Here is a 16,525-nt window from a genome sequence, read left to right as displayed (position 1 = left end):
TAAGCTATGAGAGCACATAGTGAATTGGACAAGCGTTTTCTGGAGTACCGCAAGTCGGGGAAGGATGAGGATCTGGAGCGGGTGGTGGAAGCCGGTCGTTCTTTGATACATCATTTTGCCAGGCTTTATACAGGTGGGTTTGGTGAGGATGCTGTGCAGGCCGGAATGGAAGGGCTGATGAAGGCTGTGCAGCGGTATGAGGTTGGTAAGGGTACGGCGTTTGCCACTTATGCTGCTCATTGTGTGATGGGGGAGATTCGGCATTATGTGCGGAAAGAGTCTTCGTACTACCGGCCGGGTAGTATTAAGGATCTGCAGTTTAGGGTGGCCCGGTTGGTGGATGAGGTGCTGAAGGAGACTGGAGAACCGCCTGGTGTAAGTGAGATTGCCAAGAGGCTGAATGTAAAGGAAGAAGGGGTTGTCCAGGCCATGCGGGCCGGATTGGTTTCGCTGGATGATGTTGAGGTTGATAAGATTCGGGCTGAGAAGTATGAGACTTTTAAGCTGCCCATTGAGGATCGGTTGGTGCTGGAGCAGGCTATAAAGAAGTTAAATGATTTGCAAAGGCGTGTGGTTTATCTTTTGTTTTATAAGGATTTGACACAGACCCAGACGGCAGAGAAGTTGGGGATTAGTCAGCGGAAGGTGTCTAGGGTCTTACATAAGAGTTTGCAGGAGATGGGTAAAGTTTTTAAGATCTAGGGGGCGCATACATATGGGACTATTCGGTAAAGGCGGTGTGGTTGGTCTGGAGTTTGATACCGGGCTTATCCGTGCCGTGGAAGTACGGGGAAAGAACGGCTCTGCTAAAGTGGTGGCCGGAGGGCAGGTGCCTGTTCCGGACAGTGCTGTGAGTGATGGGATTGTGCAGGAGCCGGAAGTGGTGGCCGATGCTTTGCAGAAGCTGTGGTCCAAGGCCGGGATAGGTAGTAAGAATGTGGTGCTGGGGATGTTTAATCAGGGTGTTATTATGAGGTTGATTAACTTTCCCAAGGTGCCTAAGGATAAGTTGGAGCAGGCTCTTCGGCTGCAGGCCGGAGAGTATTTTCCTATTCCCCTGTCGCAGATGATTTTGGATTTTGCGGTGGTGGGTGAGGTTGAAAATAATGGTGCGGAGCAGTATGAGGTGCTTTTGGTGGCGGCGAAGAAGACGCATATGGAACCGAGCCTGGAGGCTTTAAAGAAGGCCAAGCTGAATGTGGATGTGGTGGATGCCACTCCTTTGGCGCTGATGCGGGCGCTGCCTAAGGAGAAGTTGGAGGGTACTGTGGTTTTGGTGGACTTGGCCATGGGGCTGAGTAATTTATTGTTGTCCATTGACGGGATGCCGCGGTTTGCCCGGGTGATTCCCGTTAATCTGAAGCAGTATGTAAATAATGTGGGGGCTTCCTTAGAGGTGCAGGCCGATTACCAGCAGTATGTGGCGGCGGCTCTGGAGAAGGAAGCGGGAGAGGAGTTTGCCCGCTGGGGAAATGGTGTAGCCAGGGAGATACGGGCTTCCATTAGTTTTTATGTGAAGACGGATAATCTGGAGGATGTGGACCGGGTTATTTTGAGCGGTAAAGGGGCCAAGGTGATTGGGTTGGCCGATTTATTGAGTGAGGATTTGAATGTTCCGGTGGAAGTTGTGCAGCCCATGGCAAATGTGGACAGCAAAGCGGAGCTTGAGGGGCCGGAGTTTGCGGTCTGTGTCGGTTTGGCTTTGCGCGGACTGGAGGTGTAGGTGATGATTAAGATTAACTTACTGCCTCCGGAGATAGTGGAGGAGCGAAAGCGAAAAGCGGTACATAGGAAGATTTTAAGTGTTGTTGTGGCTGTGGTGGTGGCACTGGCTTTAGGGTTTGGTGTGTTGTTTGCGGCCACACTGCAGGTGAGAAATGATATTCAGGCGCTGGAAACGGAGCGTGCGGCGGTTGAGGCGGAAGTGGCTACATACCAGCCGTATGTGCAGCTGCAGAATCAGGTTAACAATAAGAATGAGTTGTTACAGTCGGCCATGGGTACGCAGGTGAAATGGCGGGAGACGCTGGGTTCTTTGGGACTGCATATTCCGGATAATGTCTGGCTGAACAATGTGTCGCTGAGCATGGGTGATGAGGAAGGTACTTTGTTGGTACGAGGGGAGACCTTTGATCATCCTTCCACGGCGGGTTGGATAACTGCTTTGTCTGAGATGCCGGGGATCGCCGATGTGCGGACTTCTTTCTCCGCTGAGGAAGGCGAGGAGTTTGTCCGCTTTGAGATGCGGGCTGTGGTAGATGCGGTGGAATTGTTTGACCCGTTGGCAGAGAGGGGTGAGTAGGGATGAGTAAACAAAACGGCAATATTTTAAAGTATGTTTTGGTTGGTATTTTGGTGGTGGCCGGGATTTTACTCAACCTGATGCAGTGGAACACTCTGCGGGAAGAGCAGGCCGTAAAGGAAGATGAAGAACAGCAGTTGGAGTTGGCCGAGACCCGGTTGGCGTCTATGCAGGCTTTGGCAGAGCGCAGTGACGAGATGGAAGAGGAATTGGAGTTGCTGAGTCAGCTATTGCCGGAGGAGCCGGCGGAAGACCAGTTAATTTTGGATTTACAGTCCGGTGCGGACTTGTCTGATATGAATTTTAATCAGGTACGCTTTGGTGAGCGGCGGGATAACGATGGGTATGTGGAGATGCCGCTGAGTCTTGTTTTTGCAGGGGATTATCATGAGCTTTTGCACTTTTTGGATTACCTGCAGGTTTATGAGCGGGCGGTACGCATTGATGAATTACGGATTGATGGCAATGATGAGGATGCCAATACGGTAAATATTCAGGCCAGTACGTTTTATGCCGGGGCTGTAGAGGAAGTTGAGGAAGTAGAAGAGGAAGATGAAGGGGAATTGCAATGAGAAAGTTCGCCTTAATCCTGATGATTATTCTTGGTTTGGTGCTGGTTGGGTGCGGCCAGGAAGAAGCCGATTCCGAGCCTGAAGTTCCGGAGGAGGTTGTACAGGAGGAAGAAGAGCGTGAACCGGTGATTCTTGATGCGGATGTGCCGGATAGGGATCCCTTTGCTTCCGGTGGGTCCGGGGCTTGGGAGAGAGAACGTTCTGAGGTGGAGCGGGACGGTCGGGATCCATTTGCTGTGGCCGGCTCCAGTGACTGGGAGCGGGAAAACGGTGCGGTGGACAGGTCGGGTCGTGATCCCTTTGCGCCAGGTGCTGAGGAAGAGGAGGACCCGGTGGAGCCGCCTGAGGAGCCGGTGGATCCTGTGGATCCGGATGATCCCGATGAACCGGATGACCCGGATGATGTGGTGGTTCCCGGTGAGGTGGTTGTACAGCTGAGGACGTTGGATCGTTGTTGGCTGGATGTGTTTGTGGATGGTACCCGGGTGCTGCGGACCAATGTGCCGCGGGGCGAGACCATGGAGTGGGAAGGTTCTGTGGTACGGTTGGAGCAGGTAGGCCGGGAATTTGCGGTTAGTGTGGTCGTCAATGGTGAGGATCTGGGACGTTTGGGTGATTTGGTAGAGAGGCTGGAAGACGGCCCGATTATTGAGGCCGGGGTACAGATTAGTCTGGAACAGCGCTATGCCGGAGGTGTTCTGGTCGGTTTAGAGTTTGCATCATTGGCTGATTAACGGGGGAGTGCAGATGAAACAGTATAAGATGCAGGATCTGTTGGGCAAGAGATTGGTGGAAGAGAGAGTAATTACCCCGGAGCAGCTGGATGAGGCGCTGCAGCACCGGGATTTAAAGAAGGGTGAAAAGGGCCTTTTAGGTAAGATTCTGGTCAAGCTGGGCTACTGCAGTGAGGAAGATGTGGCCCGGGTTGTGGCTGAGCGGGCAGGTGTGCCTTTTCTTTCCCTGGAGAGCTATCCGGTGGATCCGGCGGCCATGGTAAGTGTGACAGCGGAGGCGGCCAGGCGTTACCATGCGCTGCCCATTGATGTAAGTGAGGACCAGAAGCTGGTGGTGGCCATGCAGCAGCCCTTGGATATTCTGGCATTGGATGATTTAAGGGTGCTGACCGGCTATGATATTCAGCCGGTGGTGGTGACCGACAGTGAACTGGAAGCGGCTATTCAGAATTACAGCCAGACCAGTGTGGGTGTGGAGCAGGATCTGGGTGAAGAAGGTTCTGTGGAAGAGGTGGAGGATGATGCCTACACCGCAGATGAAGGAACGGAGCGGCCGGCGGTACAGTTGGCCAACGTTATTTTGACCCAGGCTGTAAACTCCAAGGCCAGTGATGTGCATATTGAGGCTTATGAGAAGACCATGCGGGTAAGGTTTCGTATTGACGGTGTGCTCCATGATGTGATGAGCCCGCCGAAGAAATTGCATGGTGCTTTGGTGTCCAGGTATAAGATTATGTCGGGGATGAATATTGCGGAGAGAAGGATTCCCCAGGATGGGCGTTTGTCGGTAAAGATTGAGGGTAAGACGGTGGATGTGCGGGTGGCTTCGCTGCCGGCCAGTTTCGGGGAACGGCTGACCTTGAGGTTGTTGGAGCGCTCGGGGCAGACCATTACGCTGGAAGATCTGGGTGTGGCCGAGGAGACGCTGGAGCAGTACCGCAAACTGATTAGTCTGCCTTATGGGTTTATTCCCGTTACCGGGCCTACCGGCAGTGGTAAGAGTACTACGCTGTATGCCAGTCTGGCGGCGGTGGACCGGGAAGAAAAGAACGTTATTACCGTTGAGGATCCGGTGGAATACCGGATGGAGGGGATTAACCAGATTCAGATTAATCCCAAGGCCGGTCTTACCTTTGCTTCGGGGCTGCGGTCTATTTTGCGCAGTGACCCGGACATTGTGATGGTGGGTGAGATCCGGGATAAAGAAACGGCGAGGATTGCCATCGAGGCGGCGCTGACCGGGCATATGGTGTTTACCACCCTGCATACCAATGATGCGGCGGGGGCCATCAGCCGGTTGACGGAAATGGGTGTGGAGCCTTATCTTACCGCGTCTTCGGTGGTGGGTATCCTGGCGCAGCGGTTGGCAAGAAAGCTTTGTTCCCAGTGTAAGGAAGAGTATACCATTACCCGGGAAATGGCGGAGAAGATTCCTGAGTTTCCCCTGGCGCCGGGTGAAGAAGAGATTGTGTTGTACCGGGCTAAGAAAGATGGCTGTATGAGGTGCAGTAATACCGGGTACTCCGGACGGATGGGTATCTACGAGATGCTGACGGTTAGCGAGGGGATTCAGCGGCTGGCGCTGGAGCGTAAGTCGGCCAGTGAGATTAAGAAGCTGGCCATCGCCGAGGGGATGGTAACCCTGCGGCAGGACGGCCTGAAGAAAGTGAAGCAGGGCGTTACATCAATTGAGGAAGTGCTGAGGGTGATCGTATGAGTATATTTAACTTTGATGATCTTTTACGGAAGACGGTGGAGCTTGAGGGGTCTGATTTGCACCTGGCGGTGGGGATGCCGCCCATGGTGCGGGTTTACGGGTCGCTAATGCCATTGGACATGCCGGTGCTTAAGCCCGATGATGTAAAAGAGATGCTGATGCCGGTATTGGATGATTTGCAAAGGGAGCAGCTTTTAAAGGAGTGGGAGCTGGATTTCTCTTATGCTGTGGAGGGGCTGAGCCGTTTTCGGGGCAGCGCCATGGTGCAGCGGGGCTCCTTTGATGTGGTGCTGCGGTCTGTGCCCTGGGATATTCCCAAGGTGGAGGATTTGGGGCTGCCGCCGGTGGTAAAGGATTTGTCCAGGCTGCCTCGGGGGTTGGTGGTGGTTACCGGGCCTACGGGCAGTGGTAAGAGTACTACCCTGGCTTCCATGGTGGGGATGATTAACGAAGAGCGTTCCTGCAACATTGTGACGGTGGAAAACCCCATTGAATTTTTGCACAGTCATAAAAAGGCCATTGTGAGGCAGCGGGAAGTGGGTAATGATACCAAGTCTTTCTCGGTGGCGCTGAGGCATATGCTGCGGCATGACCCGGATGTTATCCTGATTGGTGAGATGCGGGATATGGAGAGTATCGCCATTGCGCTGACGGCGGCGGAGACGGGCCATTTGGTTTTCTCTACTTTGCATACCCAGACGGCACCTTTGGCACTGCACCGGATTGTAGATGTTTTCCCGGAGTCGGTACGAAATTATGTGAGACTGCAGTTGGCCGATTCGCTAAAAGGGGTTATCTCGCAGCAGTTATTGCCGCGGGCCGATGGACAGGGCCGGGTAGCGGCGGTGGAGGTGCTGGTGAATACGCCGGCGGTGTCTAATATGGTGCGGGAAGGAAACGAGCACCAGTTGTACACGGCGATGCAGACCGGACGGGACCATGGCATGCAGACCATGGACAGTGCGTTGGCTGATTTGTGTATCCGTGGTGTGGTGACCCGGGAAGAGGCGGTTTCCAGAGCGGTTAACAAAGCGGAGCTGGAAAGGGCACTGCTGTAATGTGGTTGGTGGTTTTCGTTTTTGGCCTGTTTATCGGGTCCTTTCTCAATGTTTGTATCTGGCGGATTCCCAGGGAGGAATCGGTGGTGTTTCCGCCGTCCCACTGTACCGGATGTGGGCGGCGATTGGGGGCCTTGGAGTTGATTCCGGTCCTTAGCTTTCTGTGGCAGCGGGGGCGCTGTGCCGGCTGTGGTGCAGAGGTATCCTGGCGATACCCGGCGGTGGAGTTGGCCTCTGCGGTAATGTTTGTGTTGTTGTTTTTGCGGTTTGGCTGGCCTGAGTTTGTGATTCATGCAGTGTTTTTTGCTATTTTATTGGTTATCTTTTTTATTGATATTGACCATCAGATTATTCCCAACCGGTTGGTACTGCTTTTATTGGGCTATAGTTTGCTGATTCAGGTGGTCTGGCCGCAGGTGGCCTGGTCCGATGCTTTGTTGGGCGGGCTTTTGGGGGGCGGTTTGTTCCTCTTTTTGGCGGTGGTCAGCGGCGGCGGCATGGGTGGCGGCGATATTAAGCTGGTGGCTGTGCTGGGGCTGTGGTACGGATGGGCACAACTTTTGCTATTAATGTTTCTGGCCTTTTTGGGTGGAGGATTGATAGGTGGAATTTTATTGATTCTGGGGATTAAGAAGCGAAAAGATGGTATTCCCTTTGGTCCGTTTCTGGTGTTGGCAGCATTCGTTGTCACCATGTGGGGCCGACAGCTTTTGGAGTGGTATTTACGGATAAGTGGCCTGTAACAGTTTGAGATAGAATGAGAAGCACCGGTTATTCCGGTGCTTTTTTTCATTTGTTGGGGGGATGGGTATGGGGCAGCGGGGTTTTTTGCTGGTGGAGCTGTTGGTGGCGCTGGCGGTGGTTGCCATTGTGGCGGTGCCGCTGTTGGCGCTTTTGACCATGGGGGCAGAGGCGCAGGGGAGAGCGCGGGTGCATACGGAGGCAGCGGTTTTGGCGCGGGAGAAGATGGAGATGGTGTGCAGCGGAAGTTATTGTTTGTTGGTTGGTGAGGAAGAAGGGGAGGTGGCAGGGTTTGGACGGTTTAGCCGTAGGGTGGAGGTAAGTGAGGTTTGGGAAGATGTTAAGCAGGTGCAGGTGACGGTGGAGTGGAGTGAAAAAGGAGTGCGGCGGGAGTTGGTTTTGATAACCTTTGTAGGAAGGTGAGAAAGTTGGGAAGAGCGGGTTTACCCTGATTGAGCTTTTGGTGGTAACGGCTATTACGGGGATTGTGTTGGCGGTGGTGTATTCTTATTACCCGGTGGGGAGCAGTTTCTGGCAGCGGTCGGCGGCGTTGGCCGAGGCGCATCAGCATGGGAGGATTGCTTTGGAAGAGGTGGTGCATGAACTGCAGTATGCCCACCGGGTGGTGGTGGATCAGGACAATGGGGTGGTGACGTACTGGAAAGATGTGGACGGGGAGTTGAAGCGCTACAGGTTATATTTGCAGGGGCGGCAGTTGTTGGTGGACTTGCCCGGTGGGCCGGCGGTGCCGCTGGCCGGGTGTGTTGAGCGGTTGTGGGTGCAGCCGGGGGGTACGCTGCGGCAGGGTGAGGTGCTGATGCTTGTGGTGCGGACTTCCTGGGAAGGGTACGGGGTTGTGCTGCGGTCGGCGGTGGAGCCCAGGAATTTAGAGGTGGGGCTATGAAGGAGGAGCGGGGTTATGTGCTGCTGGTGTTGATGTATGTGATTATTATGCTTACTTTGCTGGGGGTGACGGTGCTAAGTATTGGGTTAATGGATCTGAAGGTGAGTGGCCATATGGCAGAGGCAAAGCGGGCTTATTACTATGCTGAGGCGGGGGTTGCGCTGATGGTGGCGGGGCTTCCCCGGGAAGTTGGGTTGTTGGCGGAGTATGCGGCAGAGGAGGATTATGGTCCCAGTCCCCGGTTTAGGGCGGTGGTTAGTGAGGGGGAAAAGTCCTATGTTAAGCGGATCGAGTCGCTGGGGCGGTACGGTGATAAGGAGAGGAGGGTGGAGGTTTTGGCACGGCTGCAGCCTTTTGGGGGAAATGCTGTGGTAGCAGAGGAGATTGTTTTGGAAGAGGTGGCGGTGCGGGGTTCTGTTTTGGCCGGGGATGTGGAGTTTAACGGGGCAAACCGGATTGCGGGGGATTTGTATGTGCGGGAATTGGTGGCGGGGGAGGCAGAGGTGGGGGGGCATGGCTGTGTTTGGGATGGAGAAGATTTTCCCCTGGTGGATATTGGGGAGATGGAGACCGGGGAGTGGGAGATCCCGCCGGTGGTGGATGAAGTTTTTTGGCTGGAAGGGGATTATGAGGGGTGTGAGCGGCTGTTTGTGCCGGGGGATTTGGTGATTGGGGAAGAGTTTTGGTTTACGGGGATGATTGTGGTGCTGGGGGAGGTTAGGCTGCTTGAGGTGCCTTGGGGGGATGTGGTTTTGTTGGCTGAGGGGGAGGTGATTATTGAAGGCGGATTTGGCGGGGAGGAGCCGGGGAGTTTGGTTGTGTACAGTGGGGAGAGGGTGAGTGGTTTTTTGTGGTGGGAGGAAATTTATGGGGTGCTTATGGCGCCGGTGGTGGAATTGAGTAGGGTGGTGGTGTGCTATGATGACCGGGCGGTAATGGATGTGCTGGAGGAATTGCCGGCGGAGTTGTTGGGTTATTGCCCGGGTTTTAATCTTACCTGGTTGGAGACGGAGTTGAGAAGATGAGGCGGGGTGCCGGGGGATTTATTTTGGCGGAGTTGGTGACTGTGCTGGTGATTTTGGGTATTTTGTGTATGGTGGCGGTGCCGGTGGTGGGTCATGTTAGTACCTGGGGGCTGCGGACGGCGGCTCAGGAGTTGGCGGCCCAGGTAAGACAGGCCCGGCAGACGGCCATTGCCGGCGGGGAAGTTTGTTATGTGGTTTTTTATGAGTTTAGCGGGCGGTACCGGGTGGATCTGCCGGGGGGCTCGGAGTGGGTGAGTTTGCCGGAAGGGGTGACTTACGGGGGGAATAATTTTGTGCATTTGCATGGGCGGCCCACTGTATATTTTCGTTATACCGGGGCGCCTAATCGGGGTGGACATGTGGTGCTGCGGGATAAAAGGGGGAACCGGCGTTATGTTATTGTGACACCGGTGACCGGCAGGGTACGGATAAGTGAGACCCCTCCGTAAAAAAAGTGGATAAACCCGGTAAATTGGCAGGGTTATTGTCTGATTGCGTCGAATTCCAAGTATTGGTTAGGAAAAGATAGGCATTTATTATTTATATTAACTGTGGAGTCTGGAGGGGTCGTTTTTGTTAGCACAGGATATTATGGTTACTAACCTCCCCATTGTTCTTGTGGACCAGAATATGTTTACGGTGGCGCAGGAGATGATGGCTAAGAAAACATCACATGCTTTGGTTACAGATAGGGAGAATCGGCTGTTGGGGCTGATTTCCGGGTATGATTTGCGTAAGGCGGTGGCTGAGGGTAATCCGGAGTGTACCGCAGAACAGATGATGACACCCAGGCAAAGGCTGGTGGTGGCTTATCCTGATACGCCCGTTGAGGAAGTGGCGGATTTAATGAGCAGCAGGGGAATTACCCAGGTGCCGGTGGTTTCCGATGAAGTGCCGGTGGGTTATCTTAATTTAAATACTGTTTTGGATTACACCACGGAAACGGTGCGCAAAACCAGAAATGAGTTGGCGCAGATCCGGCAGGCAGCCCTGTTGATTGAGTCCATGAGTGAGGGTTTGGTGGTGGTGGACCGGGATTACTGTATCTGTGAATTTAATCCGGCGGCGGAGCGCATTAGCGGAAAAACTGCTGAGAAGATGCTGGGCAGAGTTTCTAAGATGTACAAAGATTATGATTCGCCGGTGCGCCAGGTTATGGAAACGGGCCGGCCCCTTTATAATGTGGAGGTGGAAAGCTCCTCGGGGCATGTTTTTATCACCAATAATGTGCCCGTCATGATGGAGGGGGAGACCGCCGGAGTATTGCAGACCTTCACTGATATTACAGATATGAAGAAGATGCAGCACCAGCTGTTAAAAACCAAGGATGAGCTGGACAATGCCTTTGCTTTGACGCTGCCCAACTCCCAGGTGGAAAAGAAACTAAAGAGCACCCCGGAATACCGGGATATTTATCATCTGGCCACAGGTCAGATTGAGGTTACCGAAGTTATCGATGACGGCGGGTACCATCATGTGGTAAACGCCTTGAAGGTGGCGGCGGATTTGAATGAAAAAGGGCTTATGTCGCTGTTGGGTATTGATAAGGATATTCTGGTTGAGGCCCTGATTTTTCATGTGGGCAAGTCCCAGCCGGTGCTTAATGTGGGACAAAAAGTGGATCCGCGTCAGGTTTTTGAGGACAGCAGGCTCCATGCTCACCGTAGTGCGGATATTGTGGAGAGGTATTACGGTAAATCCTCCGATGTGGTGACATTGATTCGTTACCATCACCACACTGAAGCGGAGTTGCCCGGGGATTTTCCCACCCATCTGCTGCCCATGTTTCGTTTGCTGAGGATTATTGACGGGCTTTCTGCCGGACTGACCAGGCGTGATGCGCGGATAGGTTTTCGGGTTAACGGCTCAAGGCTGACGGTTTTGGAGCATAACGGTCATCCCGGCTATGACCGCACCATTGAGGTTGATTTGTATACAGGTCAGGAGTTTGTATATAATGAGAAAAAGGTGGTAAGCGTTAAACGGGAGGCTGTTGCGCAGTGAAACGGATCTCCGGTAAAAACCTGGTGCTGATAGGTTTTATGGGCACGGGGAAAACTGAAGTTGGCCGGCTTTTGGCCGATTTGCTAAACCGGCGGTTTGTGGATACAGACCGCCGGATTAGTGAAAGGGAAGGTATGTCCATTCCGGAGCTGTTTGCGGCCCGCGGTGAACAGTATTTTCGGGCGGCGGAAAAAGAGGTGGTGGCTGAGCTGGCTTCCCAAAAGGGGTTGGTTGTCTCCACCGGCGGCGGTGTGGTGCTTGATGGCGGCAATGTAGAGCATCTACGCCTGAGCGGCTTTGTGGTCTGGCTGGATGCGGATGTGGACACGCTGTCTTTGCGGCTGCAGGGTGACAAGACCCGCCCGCTTTTGCAGAGTGATGGTTTGGCAGAGTTGTATAAAAGGCGGGAAGCACTGTACCGGGAGGCTGCCCATGTGCGGGTGGACACAGCGGGTAAAGCACCGTTTGTGGTGGCCCGGGAAGTGGTGGCTTTGCTGCAGGGTGAAGGGTAACCGCTCAATTATTACAAAAGCGCTACATGTAAAGTTTAAAAAAAGCCGGTGCAGGATTTATTTACCGTATTAGCGAAATACTAAGAGACAGGGAGAATGGATAGATACAATGCGAAAAATCCTTGTTATTCACGGACCAAATTTAAATAAGCTGGGACAGCGTGACCCGGTGTTGTACGGGACTGCTACGCTAAAAGAGCTGGATGATAAGCTAATTGAGCTGGCGGCTGAGTTGGGGATAGCTTTGGAGACATTTCAGTCCAACCATGAGGGTAAGCTAATTGATATCATCCAGACCACGGAAGCGGACGGGATTATTATTAATCCCGGGGCGTTTACCCATTACAGTTATGCGCTGCGGGATGCCATTGCCGATTATTCCGGTCCGGTGGTGGAAGTGCACCTCAGCAACATCCATGCCCGGGAGCCTTTCCGGCAGCAGTCGGTAACAGCCGGTGCGGCCAGAGGGCAAATCAGCGGCTTTGGCTTTGACAGTTATCTGTTGGGGCTGCGGGCGGCGGTTAACCTGCTGGATGGGGAAAGCTGAGATGCTAAAAAGGGTAGATAATCTACGAGAGCGTCTGGCAGAAGATGATATTGGGGCACTGCTGGTGACCAATCCGGTGAACATTGCTTACCTGTCCGGATTTACCGGCACTTCCGGTTATTTGTTGGTCACGCCGCAGGAGGCGTACCTGCTCACAGATTTTCGCTACCTGGAGCAGGCTCGGGCTCAGTCCGCCTCGTTTACCATTGAGGATGTGGCGGGAGCTCCCTGGAAGCAGGTCTCTTCCCTTTTGGCCAAGGACAAGCTTGGTGAGTTGGTCGTGGAAGGGGACCACCTGACGGTGGATGTGTTTGATAAACTGACGGCACAGTTGGAAGGAGTGGCCACTAAGGCTTTGCCTTCGCCGGTTAACGGCTTGCGTGCCGTAAAAGATAAGGGTGAGCAGGAGGCCATTGCTGCGGCTGTTTCTTTAACAGATAAGGCTTTTACCCACATCCTGCCTTTTATCAGGCCCGGGGTGCGGGAGGCGGAAGTGGCGCTGGAGTTGGAATTCTTCCTGCGTAAAAATGGTGCCAGCGGTCCGTCTTTTAGTTTTATTGTGGCTTCCGGTACCCGTTCTGCCCTGCCCCATGGCGTGGCCGGTGATAAATTGCTGGAGACCGGCGATGCGGTGGTACTGGATTTTGGCTGTGTTTTAAACGGATACTGTTCGGATATGAGCCGGACTGTGTTTGTGGGCAGTGCCACAGAGCGGCAAAAGGATGTGTATTATAGAGTTCTGGAAGCGCAGCAGAGCGCACTTGAGCAGCTTCGACCCGGCATGAACGGAACGGAAGCGGATGCGCTGGCCAGAAATGTCTTGGCTAAGTATGATTTGACGGAAAAATTCGGTCATGGACTGGGTCATGGTTTGGGTCGGGTAATCCATGAGGCACCGCGGCTGTCACCGGTTTCAGAGGATGTGCTTAAGCCGGGGATGGTGGTTACCGTGGAGCCTGGTGTTTACATAAGCGGTGAATTCGGTGTGCGGATTGAGGATGTGGTGGTCATCACCGAAGACGGCGTAGTAAATCTTACAAAAAGCAGCAAAGATTTAGTTTGCATCTAATATGGAGGGGTAAAGATGATTTCAACAAACGAATTTAAAACCGGGATGACCATTGAGTTAGATAATGAAGTCTATACCATTGTTGATTTTCAGCATGTTAAGCCCGGTAAAGGGGCAGCCTTTGTCCGCACTAAGCTGAAAAACCTCAAGACCGGCGGTGTGACCGAAAAAACATTTAGGGCCGGTGAGAAAGTGGAGCGGGCTATGATGGATCGCCGGGAAATGCAGTATTTGTATAACTCCGGTGATGAGTATAATGTGATGGACACGGAAACATATGAGCAGATGGCTCTCAGTGCCGACCAGTTAGGCAATGATGTGAAATATCTTAAGGAAAACATGAACATCGCGGTATTGTTTTATCAGGACCAGATCTTTGGCATTGAACTGCCATTCTTTGTGGAACTGGAAGTAAAAGAAACAGACCCCGGTATTAAAGGTGATACCGCATCAGGTGGTACCAAACCGGCAACAATGGAAACAGGGCTTGTGGTACAGGTCCCGTTTTTCATTAACGCAGGGGATGTCCTGCGTATAGATACCCGCTCCGGTGAGTATATTGAGAGAGTGTAGATTTTTTGCTGAGAAACCACTTTAAAGGAGGCTTTCCCATGGAAGACCTGAAATCACGTGTTGCGTATTTAAAAGGGCTTGCTGCCGGCCTGGGTATGGAGGAAAATACCCGTGAAGGTAAACTTTTTGGACAAATTATTGACGTCATTGATTCATTGGCAGAAGCCGTTACAGAACTGCAGGATGATTACGATGACATCGTAGATTATGCCGAAGCCATCGATGAGGATCTAAATGAGCTGGAAGAAGATTTTTATGAAGAAGATGAGCTGCTGGTAGATGATGAGGACTACTACGATGAAGACGATGATGAAATGTTTTCTGTGGAATGTCCCGACTGTCATGAAATCGTCTACATCGATGATGACATGCTGGATGACGACGATGTGGTGGAAATTCTCTGCCCCAACTGTGAGCGCATCGTCTTTGTAAACGACGACGAAGATTACGAAGGCTTCGAAGAAGACCTGGAACTGGAACTGGAAAACGAAGACAACTAAAAAAAGTAAACATGCCAAGCCGGCACCCAAAAAACGGGTGCTGGCTTTTTTTTTGTGGCATATTGGTGTGCTCGTCCCCATAAGATGTAGTGGTGAAGAAGATATGGAAAATTTGGCAAAAGTGCATTGGAAAGAGCATATACTTCCTATTATGCCACCGCAGCTAAAGGATTTGCTGGCGGGGTTAAGTGGTGCTGCAGAGGCTAAGTTGGAGGAAATTCGGCTTAGGGCGGGGCGTCCGCTTTTGGTGCGTACCGGAAGTGGTGAGACTCAGGTGGGTCGGGATATGGTGACGGCTGCAGATTTACAGTCTGTGCTGCTTTTGATTACCGAGTACTCGTTGTATGCGCGGGATGAGGAGTTGAAGCGGGGGTATCTGGCGCTGCCGGGAGGGCATCGGGCCGGTTTTGTGGGACGGACGGTGCTGGAGGGCGGCGAGGTTAAGCTGTTAAGGGATATTTCCGGTATTAATATCCGTATTGCCCGGCAGGTGCTTGGCGCGGGTAAGCAGCTTTTGCCGTCGCTGTACTGCCAAAAGACCAGGCGGGTGCGCCATACGTTGATTATTTCGGCGCCGCAGGCGGGTAAAACCACTGTTTTGCGGGATTTGGCAAGATTGTTTGGCAATGGGGATGCGGCTTCGGGCAGGCCTGCTTTTAACGTGGGTATTGTGGATGAGCGCTCGGAGATTGCCGGGTGCTATCAGGGCGTGCCGCAGTTGGATGTGGGGCTGCGCAGTGATGTGCTGGATGGCTGTCCCAAGGCCGAAGGGATGATGATGCTGGTGCGTTCCATGTCACCGCAGATTGTGGTTACCGATGAACTGGGGCGGCCAGAGGATGCGCGGGCGGTGGAAGAGGCGGTTAATACCGGTGCTTCTATTTTGGCCACGGCACATGGGCAGAGTATGACGGAGCTTTTTAGGCGGCCCAGTTTGGCATATTTATTGGAGCAGAAGATGTTTGAGCGGATTGTGGTTCTCTCGCGCCGCAAGGGGCCCGGTACCATTGAAGGGGTCTATGACGGCGAGGCTTTTGACACAGACAAACAGGCGGGAGGGAAAATTAATGTTGGTTAAATGGTTGGGCGCGTTATTGATTCTTGGTGCCGCTGCTGCCTGGGGCAATCTGCAGGCGGCGCAATTGAGGCGGCGGGTTAAAGAGCTGGAGGAGTTTCGTCTGGGTATGAGGCTGTTGGCAGCAGAGATTGGCTATACCAGTACGCCTTTGCCCAGGGCCCTGGAACATGTGCAAGAGCGTTTGCCGGGTGGCGGGGTGTCGGTATTTTTTACCCGTGCCGGTGAGTTATTGAGAAACCCTGAGGTGGCCGATGCCAATGCGGCCTGGAGCAGGGCGGCAGATGAGGTGAAAGAGGAGTTGGCGCTGACCCGGGAGGATTGGCCTGTGTTGCTGCGGGCCGGGGCCGGTCTGGGCAGTATGGGGCGGGAAAATCAGATTAAGCAGTTGGAGGCGGCGGAGGTTCAGTTGGCCTCCCATGCGGCCACAGCGGCGGCCCGTTGCGAAAGTGGCGAGAAGATGTGGCGCTACCTGGGTGTGATGGGCGGTCTGGCGGTGGTTATTTTGCTGTTGTAATCAGCATATAGATATGTGTGGCACGGAAGGGAGTGGAGTTTCGGTGAATGGCTTTAATATTGATTTGATTTTTCGCATTGCAGGTATTGGTATCTTTATTTCGGTCCTAACTATTGTGCTTAAGCAGGCCGGTAAGGAGGAGCAGGCCCAGATGCTGACCTTGGGCGGTGTGGTTGTGGTGCTTTTGATGGTGATTCAGTTGATAAACGAACTCTTCTCCAACATCAAGACCATCTTTAATTTGTTTTAGCAAAACCAGTGGGGGAAGGGTGTGTAGCCGTTGGAAATTATTCAGATAGTTGCGTTTGCGTTAATTGCCGCTTTTCTCTCCATGGTGACGCGGGAACAAAAACCCATCTTCTCCATGATTATTGCCACGGCAGCCGGAGTGATTATCTTTTTGCGGGTGGTCGGGTACCTGGCTTCGGTGATGCAGTATCTGGTGGATATGACGCTGCAGGCCAACATCTCCCTTATTTATTTAAATACTCTCCTTAAGGTTATCGGTATTGCCTATATAGCTGAGTTTGGTGCTCAGGTCTGCCGGGATGCGGGGGAGGGAGTTATTGCCGGCAAGGTGGAATTTGCGGCCAAGCTGTTAATTCTGGTGATGGCGCTGCCGCTTTTGGCGGCGGTGTTGGAAACCATTCTGAAATTTATTCCATAGGTGGCTAT

The 16,525-nt window shown here is 53.0% G+C and carries 21 protein-coding genes and 1 pseudogene; all 22 read left to right on the top strand.

Annotation, left to right across the window (positions count from 1 at the left end; translation table 11 throughout):
* The first annotated feature begins 6 nt into the window (after positions 1-6).
* The 22 genes and pseudogenes from DEALDRAFT_RS03800 (at position 7) to spoIIIAD (ending at position 16,517) form a co-directional block, all read left to right on the top strand.
* Entirely contained in the window at positions 7-702 is a 696-nt protein-coding gene (locus tag DEALDRAFT_RS03800; RefSeq protein ID WP_008515039.1) for a sigma-70 family RNA polymerase sigma factor, read from the top strand.
* Positions 703-715: 13 nt separating this feature from the next.
* Positions 716-1,723: a type IV pilus biogenesis protein PilM gene (gene pilM / locus DEALDRAFT_RS03795; RefSeq protein WP_008515037.1), complete on the top strand. Its 1,008-nt coding sequence runs from the start codon at positions 716-718 to the stop codon at positions 1,721-1,723.
* 3 nt (positions 1,724-1,726) lie between these two features.
* Positions 1,727-2,302 (top strand): PilN domain-containing protein, encoded by a 576-nt coding sequence (locus DEALDRAFT_RS03790; RefSeq protein WP_008515035.1) that lies wholly within the window; start codon positions 1,727-1,729, stop codon positions 2,300-2,302.
* Between the two features lie 2 nt (positions 2,303-2,304).
* Entirely contained in the window at positions 2,305-2,874 is a 570-nt protein-coding gene (gene pilO, locus DEALDRAFT_RS03785) for a type 4a pilus biogenesis protein PilO (protein ID WP_008515033.1), read from the top strand.
* Positions 2,871-3,608, top strand: coding sequence for a RodZ domain-containing protein (locus tag DEALDRAFT_RS03780; RefSeq protein WP_008515031.1), 738 nt, complete (start codon positions 2,871-2,873; stop codon positions 3,606-3,608). The genes pilO and DEALDRAFT_RS03780 overlap by 4 nt, the downstream gene beginning before the upstream one ends.
* Positions 3,609-3,621: 13 nt before the next feature.
* Positions 3,622-5,325, top strand: a complete 1,704-nt coding sequence (locus DEALDRAFT_RS03775; RefSeq protein WP_008515028.1) for a GspE/PulE family protein — start codon at positions 3,622-3,624, stop codon at positions 5,323-5,325.
* A complete protein-coding gene (locus DEALDRAFT_RS03770; protein ID WP_008515026.1) occupies positions 5,322-6,383 on the top strand; it encodes a type IV pilus twitching motility protein PilT in 1,062 nt (353 codons plus the stop codon). Before DEALDRAFT_RS03775 ends, DEALDRAFT_RS03770 begins: the two co-directional genes overlap by 4 nt.
* Positions 6,383-7,126, top strand: a complete 744-nt coding sequence (locus tag DEALDRAFT_RS03765) for a prepilin peptidase (protein WP_008515024.1) — start codon at positions 6,383-6,385, stop codon at positions 7,124-7,126. Before DEALDRAFT_RS03770 ends, DEALDRAFT_RS03765 begins: the two co-directional genes overlap by 1 nt.
* Before the next feature lie 67 nt (positions 7,127-7,193).
* Positions 7,194-7,547, top strand: coding sequence for a prepilin-type N-terminal cleavage/methylation domain-containing protein (locus tag DEALDRAFT_RS03760; RefSeq protein ID WP_008515022.1), 354 nt, complete (start codon positions 7,194-7,196; stop codon positions 7,545-7,547).
* A 19-nt stretch (positions 7,548-7,566) separates the two neighbouring features.
* Positions 7,567-8,028 (top strand): annotated as a pseudogene (locus DEALDRAFT_RS03755) (PilW family protein); the annotation flags it as partial.
* Positions 8,025-9,053: a PilX N-terminal domain-containing pilus assembly protein gene (locus DEALDRAFT_RS03750; protein WP_008515019.1), complete on the top strand. Its 1,029-nt coding sequence runs from the start codon at positions 8,025-8,027 to the stop codon at positions 9,051-9,053. The pseudogene DEALDRAFT_RS03755 and the gene DEALDRAFT_RS03750, both read left to right, overlap by 4 nt.
* Positions 9,050-9,502: a GspH/FimT family pseudopilin gene (locus DEALDRAFT_RS03745; protein WP_008515017.1), complete on the top strand. Its 453-nt coding sequence runs from the start codon at positions 9,050-9,052 to the stop codon at positions 9,500-9,502. The genes DEALDRAFT_RS03750 and DEALDRAFT_RS03745 overlap by 4 nt, the downstream gene beginning before the upstream one ends.
* Positions 9,503-9,626: 124 nt before the next feature.
* Positions 9,627-11,057, top strand: a complete 1,431-nt coding sequence (locus tag DEALDRAFT_RS15815; RefSeq protein WP_008515015.1) for a CBS domain-containing protein — start codon at positions 9,627-9,629, stop codon at positions 11,055-11,057.
* Entirely contained in the window at positions 11,054-11,569 is a 516-nt protein-coding gene (locus DEALDRAFT_RS03735) for a shikimate kinase (RefSeq protein ID WP_008515013.1), read from the top strand. The genes DEALDRAFT_RS15815 and DEALDRAFT_RS03735 overlap by 4 nt, the downstream gene beginning before the upstream one ends.
* 109 nt (positions 11,570-11,678) lie before the next feature.
* Complete coding sequence (gene aroQ, locus DEALDRAFT_RS03730; RefSeq protein ID WP_008515011.1) at positions 11,679-12,116, top strand: type II 3-dehydroquinate dehydratase; 438 nt, start codon at positions 11,679-11,681, stop codon at positions 12,114-12,116.
* Position 12,117: 1 nt separating this feature from the next.
* The gene (locus DEALDRAFT_RS03725) at positions 12,118-13,185 is read left to right on the top strand and encodes a M24 family metallopeptidase (protein ID WP_008515009.1); all 1,068 of its coding nucleotides are present in this window, start codon (positions 12,118-12,120) and stop codon (positions 13,183-13,185) included.
* A gap of 15 nt (positions 13,186-13,200) precedes the next feature.
* Positions 13,201-13,758: an elongation factor P gene (gene efp / locus DEALDRAFT_RS03720; protein WP_008515007.1), complete on the top strand. Its 558-nt coding sequence runs from the start codon at positions 13,201-13,203 to the stop codon at positions 13,756-13,758.
* 38 nt (positions 13,759-13,796) lie between these two features.
* Positions 13,797-14,258: a CD1247 N-terminal domain-containing protein gene (locus tag DEALDRAFT_RS03715; RefSeq protein WP_008515004.1), complete on the top strand. Its 462-nt coding sequence runs from the start codon at positions 13,797-13,799 to the stop codon at positions 14,256-14,258.
* 103 nt (positions 14,259-14,361) lie between these two features.
* Positions 14,362-15,336, top strand: coding sequence for a stage III sporulation protein AA (gene spoIIIAA / locus DEALDRAFT_RS03710; RefSeq protein ID WP_040378398.1), 975 nt, complete (start codon positions 14,362-14,364; stop codon positions 15,334-15,336).
* Positions 15,326-15,850, top strand: a complete 525-nt coding sequence (locus DEALDRAFT_RS15810; protein ID WP_008515001.1) for a stage III sporulation protein AB — start codon at positions 15,326-15,328, stop codon at positions 15,848-15,850. The genes spoIIIAA and DEALDRAFT_RS15810 overlap by 11 nt, the downstream gene beginning before the upstream one ends.
* 43 nt (positions 15,851-15,893) lie before the next feature.
* Positions 15,894-16,100 (top strand): stage III sporulation protein AC, encoded by a 207-nt coding sequence (gene spoIIIAC, locus DEALDRAFT_RS03695; protein WP_008514999.1) that lies wholly within the window; start codon positions 15,894-15,896, stop codon positions 16,098-16,100.
* Positions 16,101-16,130: 30 nt separating this feature from the next.
* Positions 16,131-16,517, top strand: coding sequence for a stage III sporulation protein AD (gene spoIIIAD / locus DEALDRAFT_RS03690; RefSeq protein ID WP_008514997.1), 387 nt, complete (start codon positions 16,131-16,133; stop codon positions 16,515-16,517).
* The last annotated feature ends 8 nt before the right edge of the window (positions 16,518-16,525 follow it).

This window comes from Dethiobacter alkaliphilus AHT 1 (assembly GCF_000174415.1).
GTDB classification, from domain to species: domain Bacteria; phylum Bacillota; class Dethiobacteria; order Dethiobacterales; family Dethiobacteraceae; genus Dethiobacter; species Dethiobacter alkaliphilus.
The sequence above is the reverse complement of the archived record's forward strand: the minus strand, read 5'-3'. Positions and strand labels throughout refer to the sequence as shown.

Coding starts and splice junctions, on each gene's coding strand:
- aroQ (WP_008515011.1), top strand. CDS start 11,679: ATGCGAAAAATCCTTGTTATTCACGGACCAAATTTAAATAAGCTGGGA.
- DEALDRAFT_RS03750 (WP_008515019.1), top strand. CDS start 8,025: ATGAAGGAGGAGCGGGGTTATGTGCTGCTGGTGTTGATGTATGTGATT.
- DEALDRAFT_RS03765 (WP_008515024.1), top strand. CDS start 6,383: ATGTGGTTGGTGGTTTTCGTTTTTGGCCTGTTTATCGGGTCCTTTCTC.
- DEALDRAFT_RS03790 (WP_008515035.1), top strand. CDS start 1,727: ATGATTAAGATTAACTTACTGCCTCCGGAGATAGTGGAGGAGCGAAAG.
- efp (WP_008515007.1), top strand. CDS start 13,201: ATGATTTCAACAAACGAATTTAAAACCGGGATGACCATTGAGTTAGAT.
- pilO (WP_008515033.1), top strand. CDS start 2,305: ATGAGTAAACAAAACGGCAATATTTTAAAGTATGTTTTGGTTGGTATT.
- pilM (WP_008515037.1), top strand. CDS start 716: ATGGGACTATTCGGTAAAGGCGGTGTGGTTGGTCTGGAGTTTGATACC.
- DEALDRAFT_RS03770 (WP_008515026.1), top strand. CDS start 5,322: ATGAGTATATTTAACTTTGATGATCTTTTACGGAAGACGGTGGAGCTT.
- spoIIIAA (WP_040378398.1), top strand. CDS start 14,362: ATGGAAAATTTGGCAAAAGTGCATTGGAAAGAGCATATACTTCCTATT.
- DEALDRAFT_RS03725 (WP_008515009.1), top strand. CDS start 12,118: ATGCTAAAAAGGGTAGATAATCTACGAGAGCGTCTGGCAGAAGATGAT.
- DEALDRAFT_RS03745 (WP_008515017.1), top strand. CDS start 9,050: ATGAGGCGGGGTGCCGGGGGATTTATTTTGGCGGAGTTGGTGACTGTG.
- DEALDRAFT_RS03800 (WP_008515039.1), top strand. CDS start 7: ATGAGAGCACATAGTGAATTGGACAAGCGTTTTCTGGAGTACCGCAAG.
- DEALDRAFT_RS03715 (WP_008515004.1), top strand. CDS start 13,797: ATGGAAGACCTGAAATCACGTGTTGCGTATTTAAAAGGGCTTGCTGCC.
- DEALDRAFT_RS03760 (WP_008515022.1), top strand. CDS start 7,194: ATGGGGCAGCGGGGTTTTTTGCTGGTGGAGCTGTTGGTGGCGCTGGCG.
- DEALDRAFT_RS03775 (WP_008515028.1), top strand. CDS start 3,622: ATGAAACAGTATAAGATGCAGGATCTGTTGGGCAAGAGATTGGTGGAA.
- DEALDRAFT_RS15810 (WP_008515001.1), top strand. CDS start 15,326: ATGTTGGTTAAATGGTTGGGCGCGTTATTGATTCTTGGTGCCGCTGCT.
- DEALDRAFT_RS03780 (WP_008515031.1), top strand. CDS start 2,871: ATGAGAAAGTTCGCCTTAATCCTGATGATTATTCTTGGTTTGGTGCTG.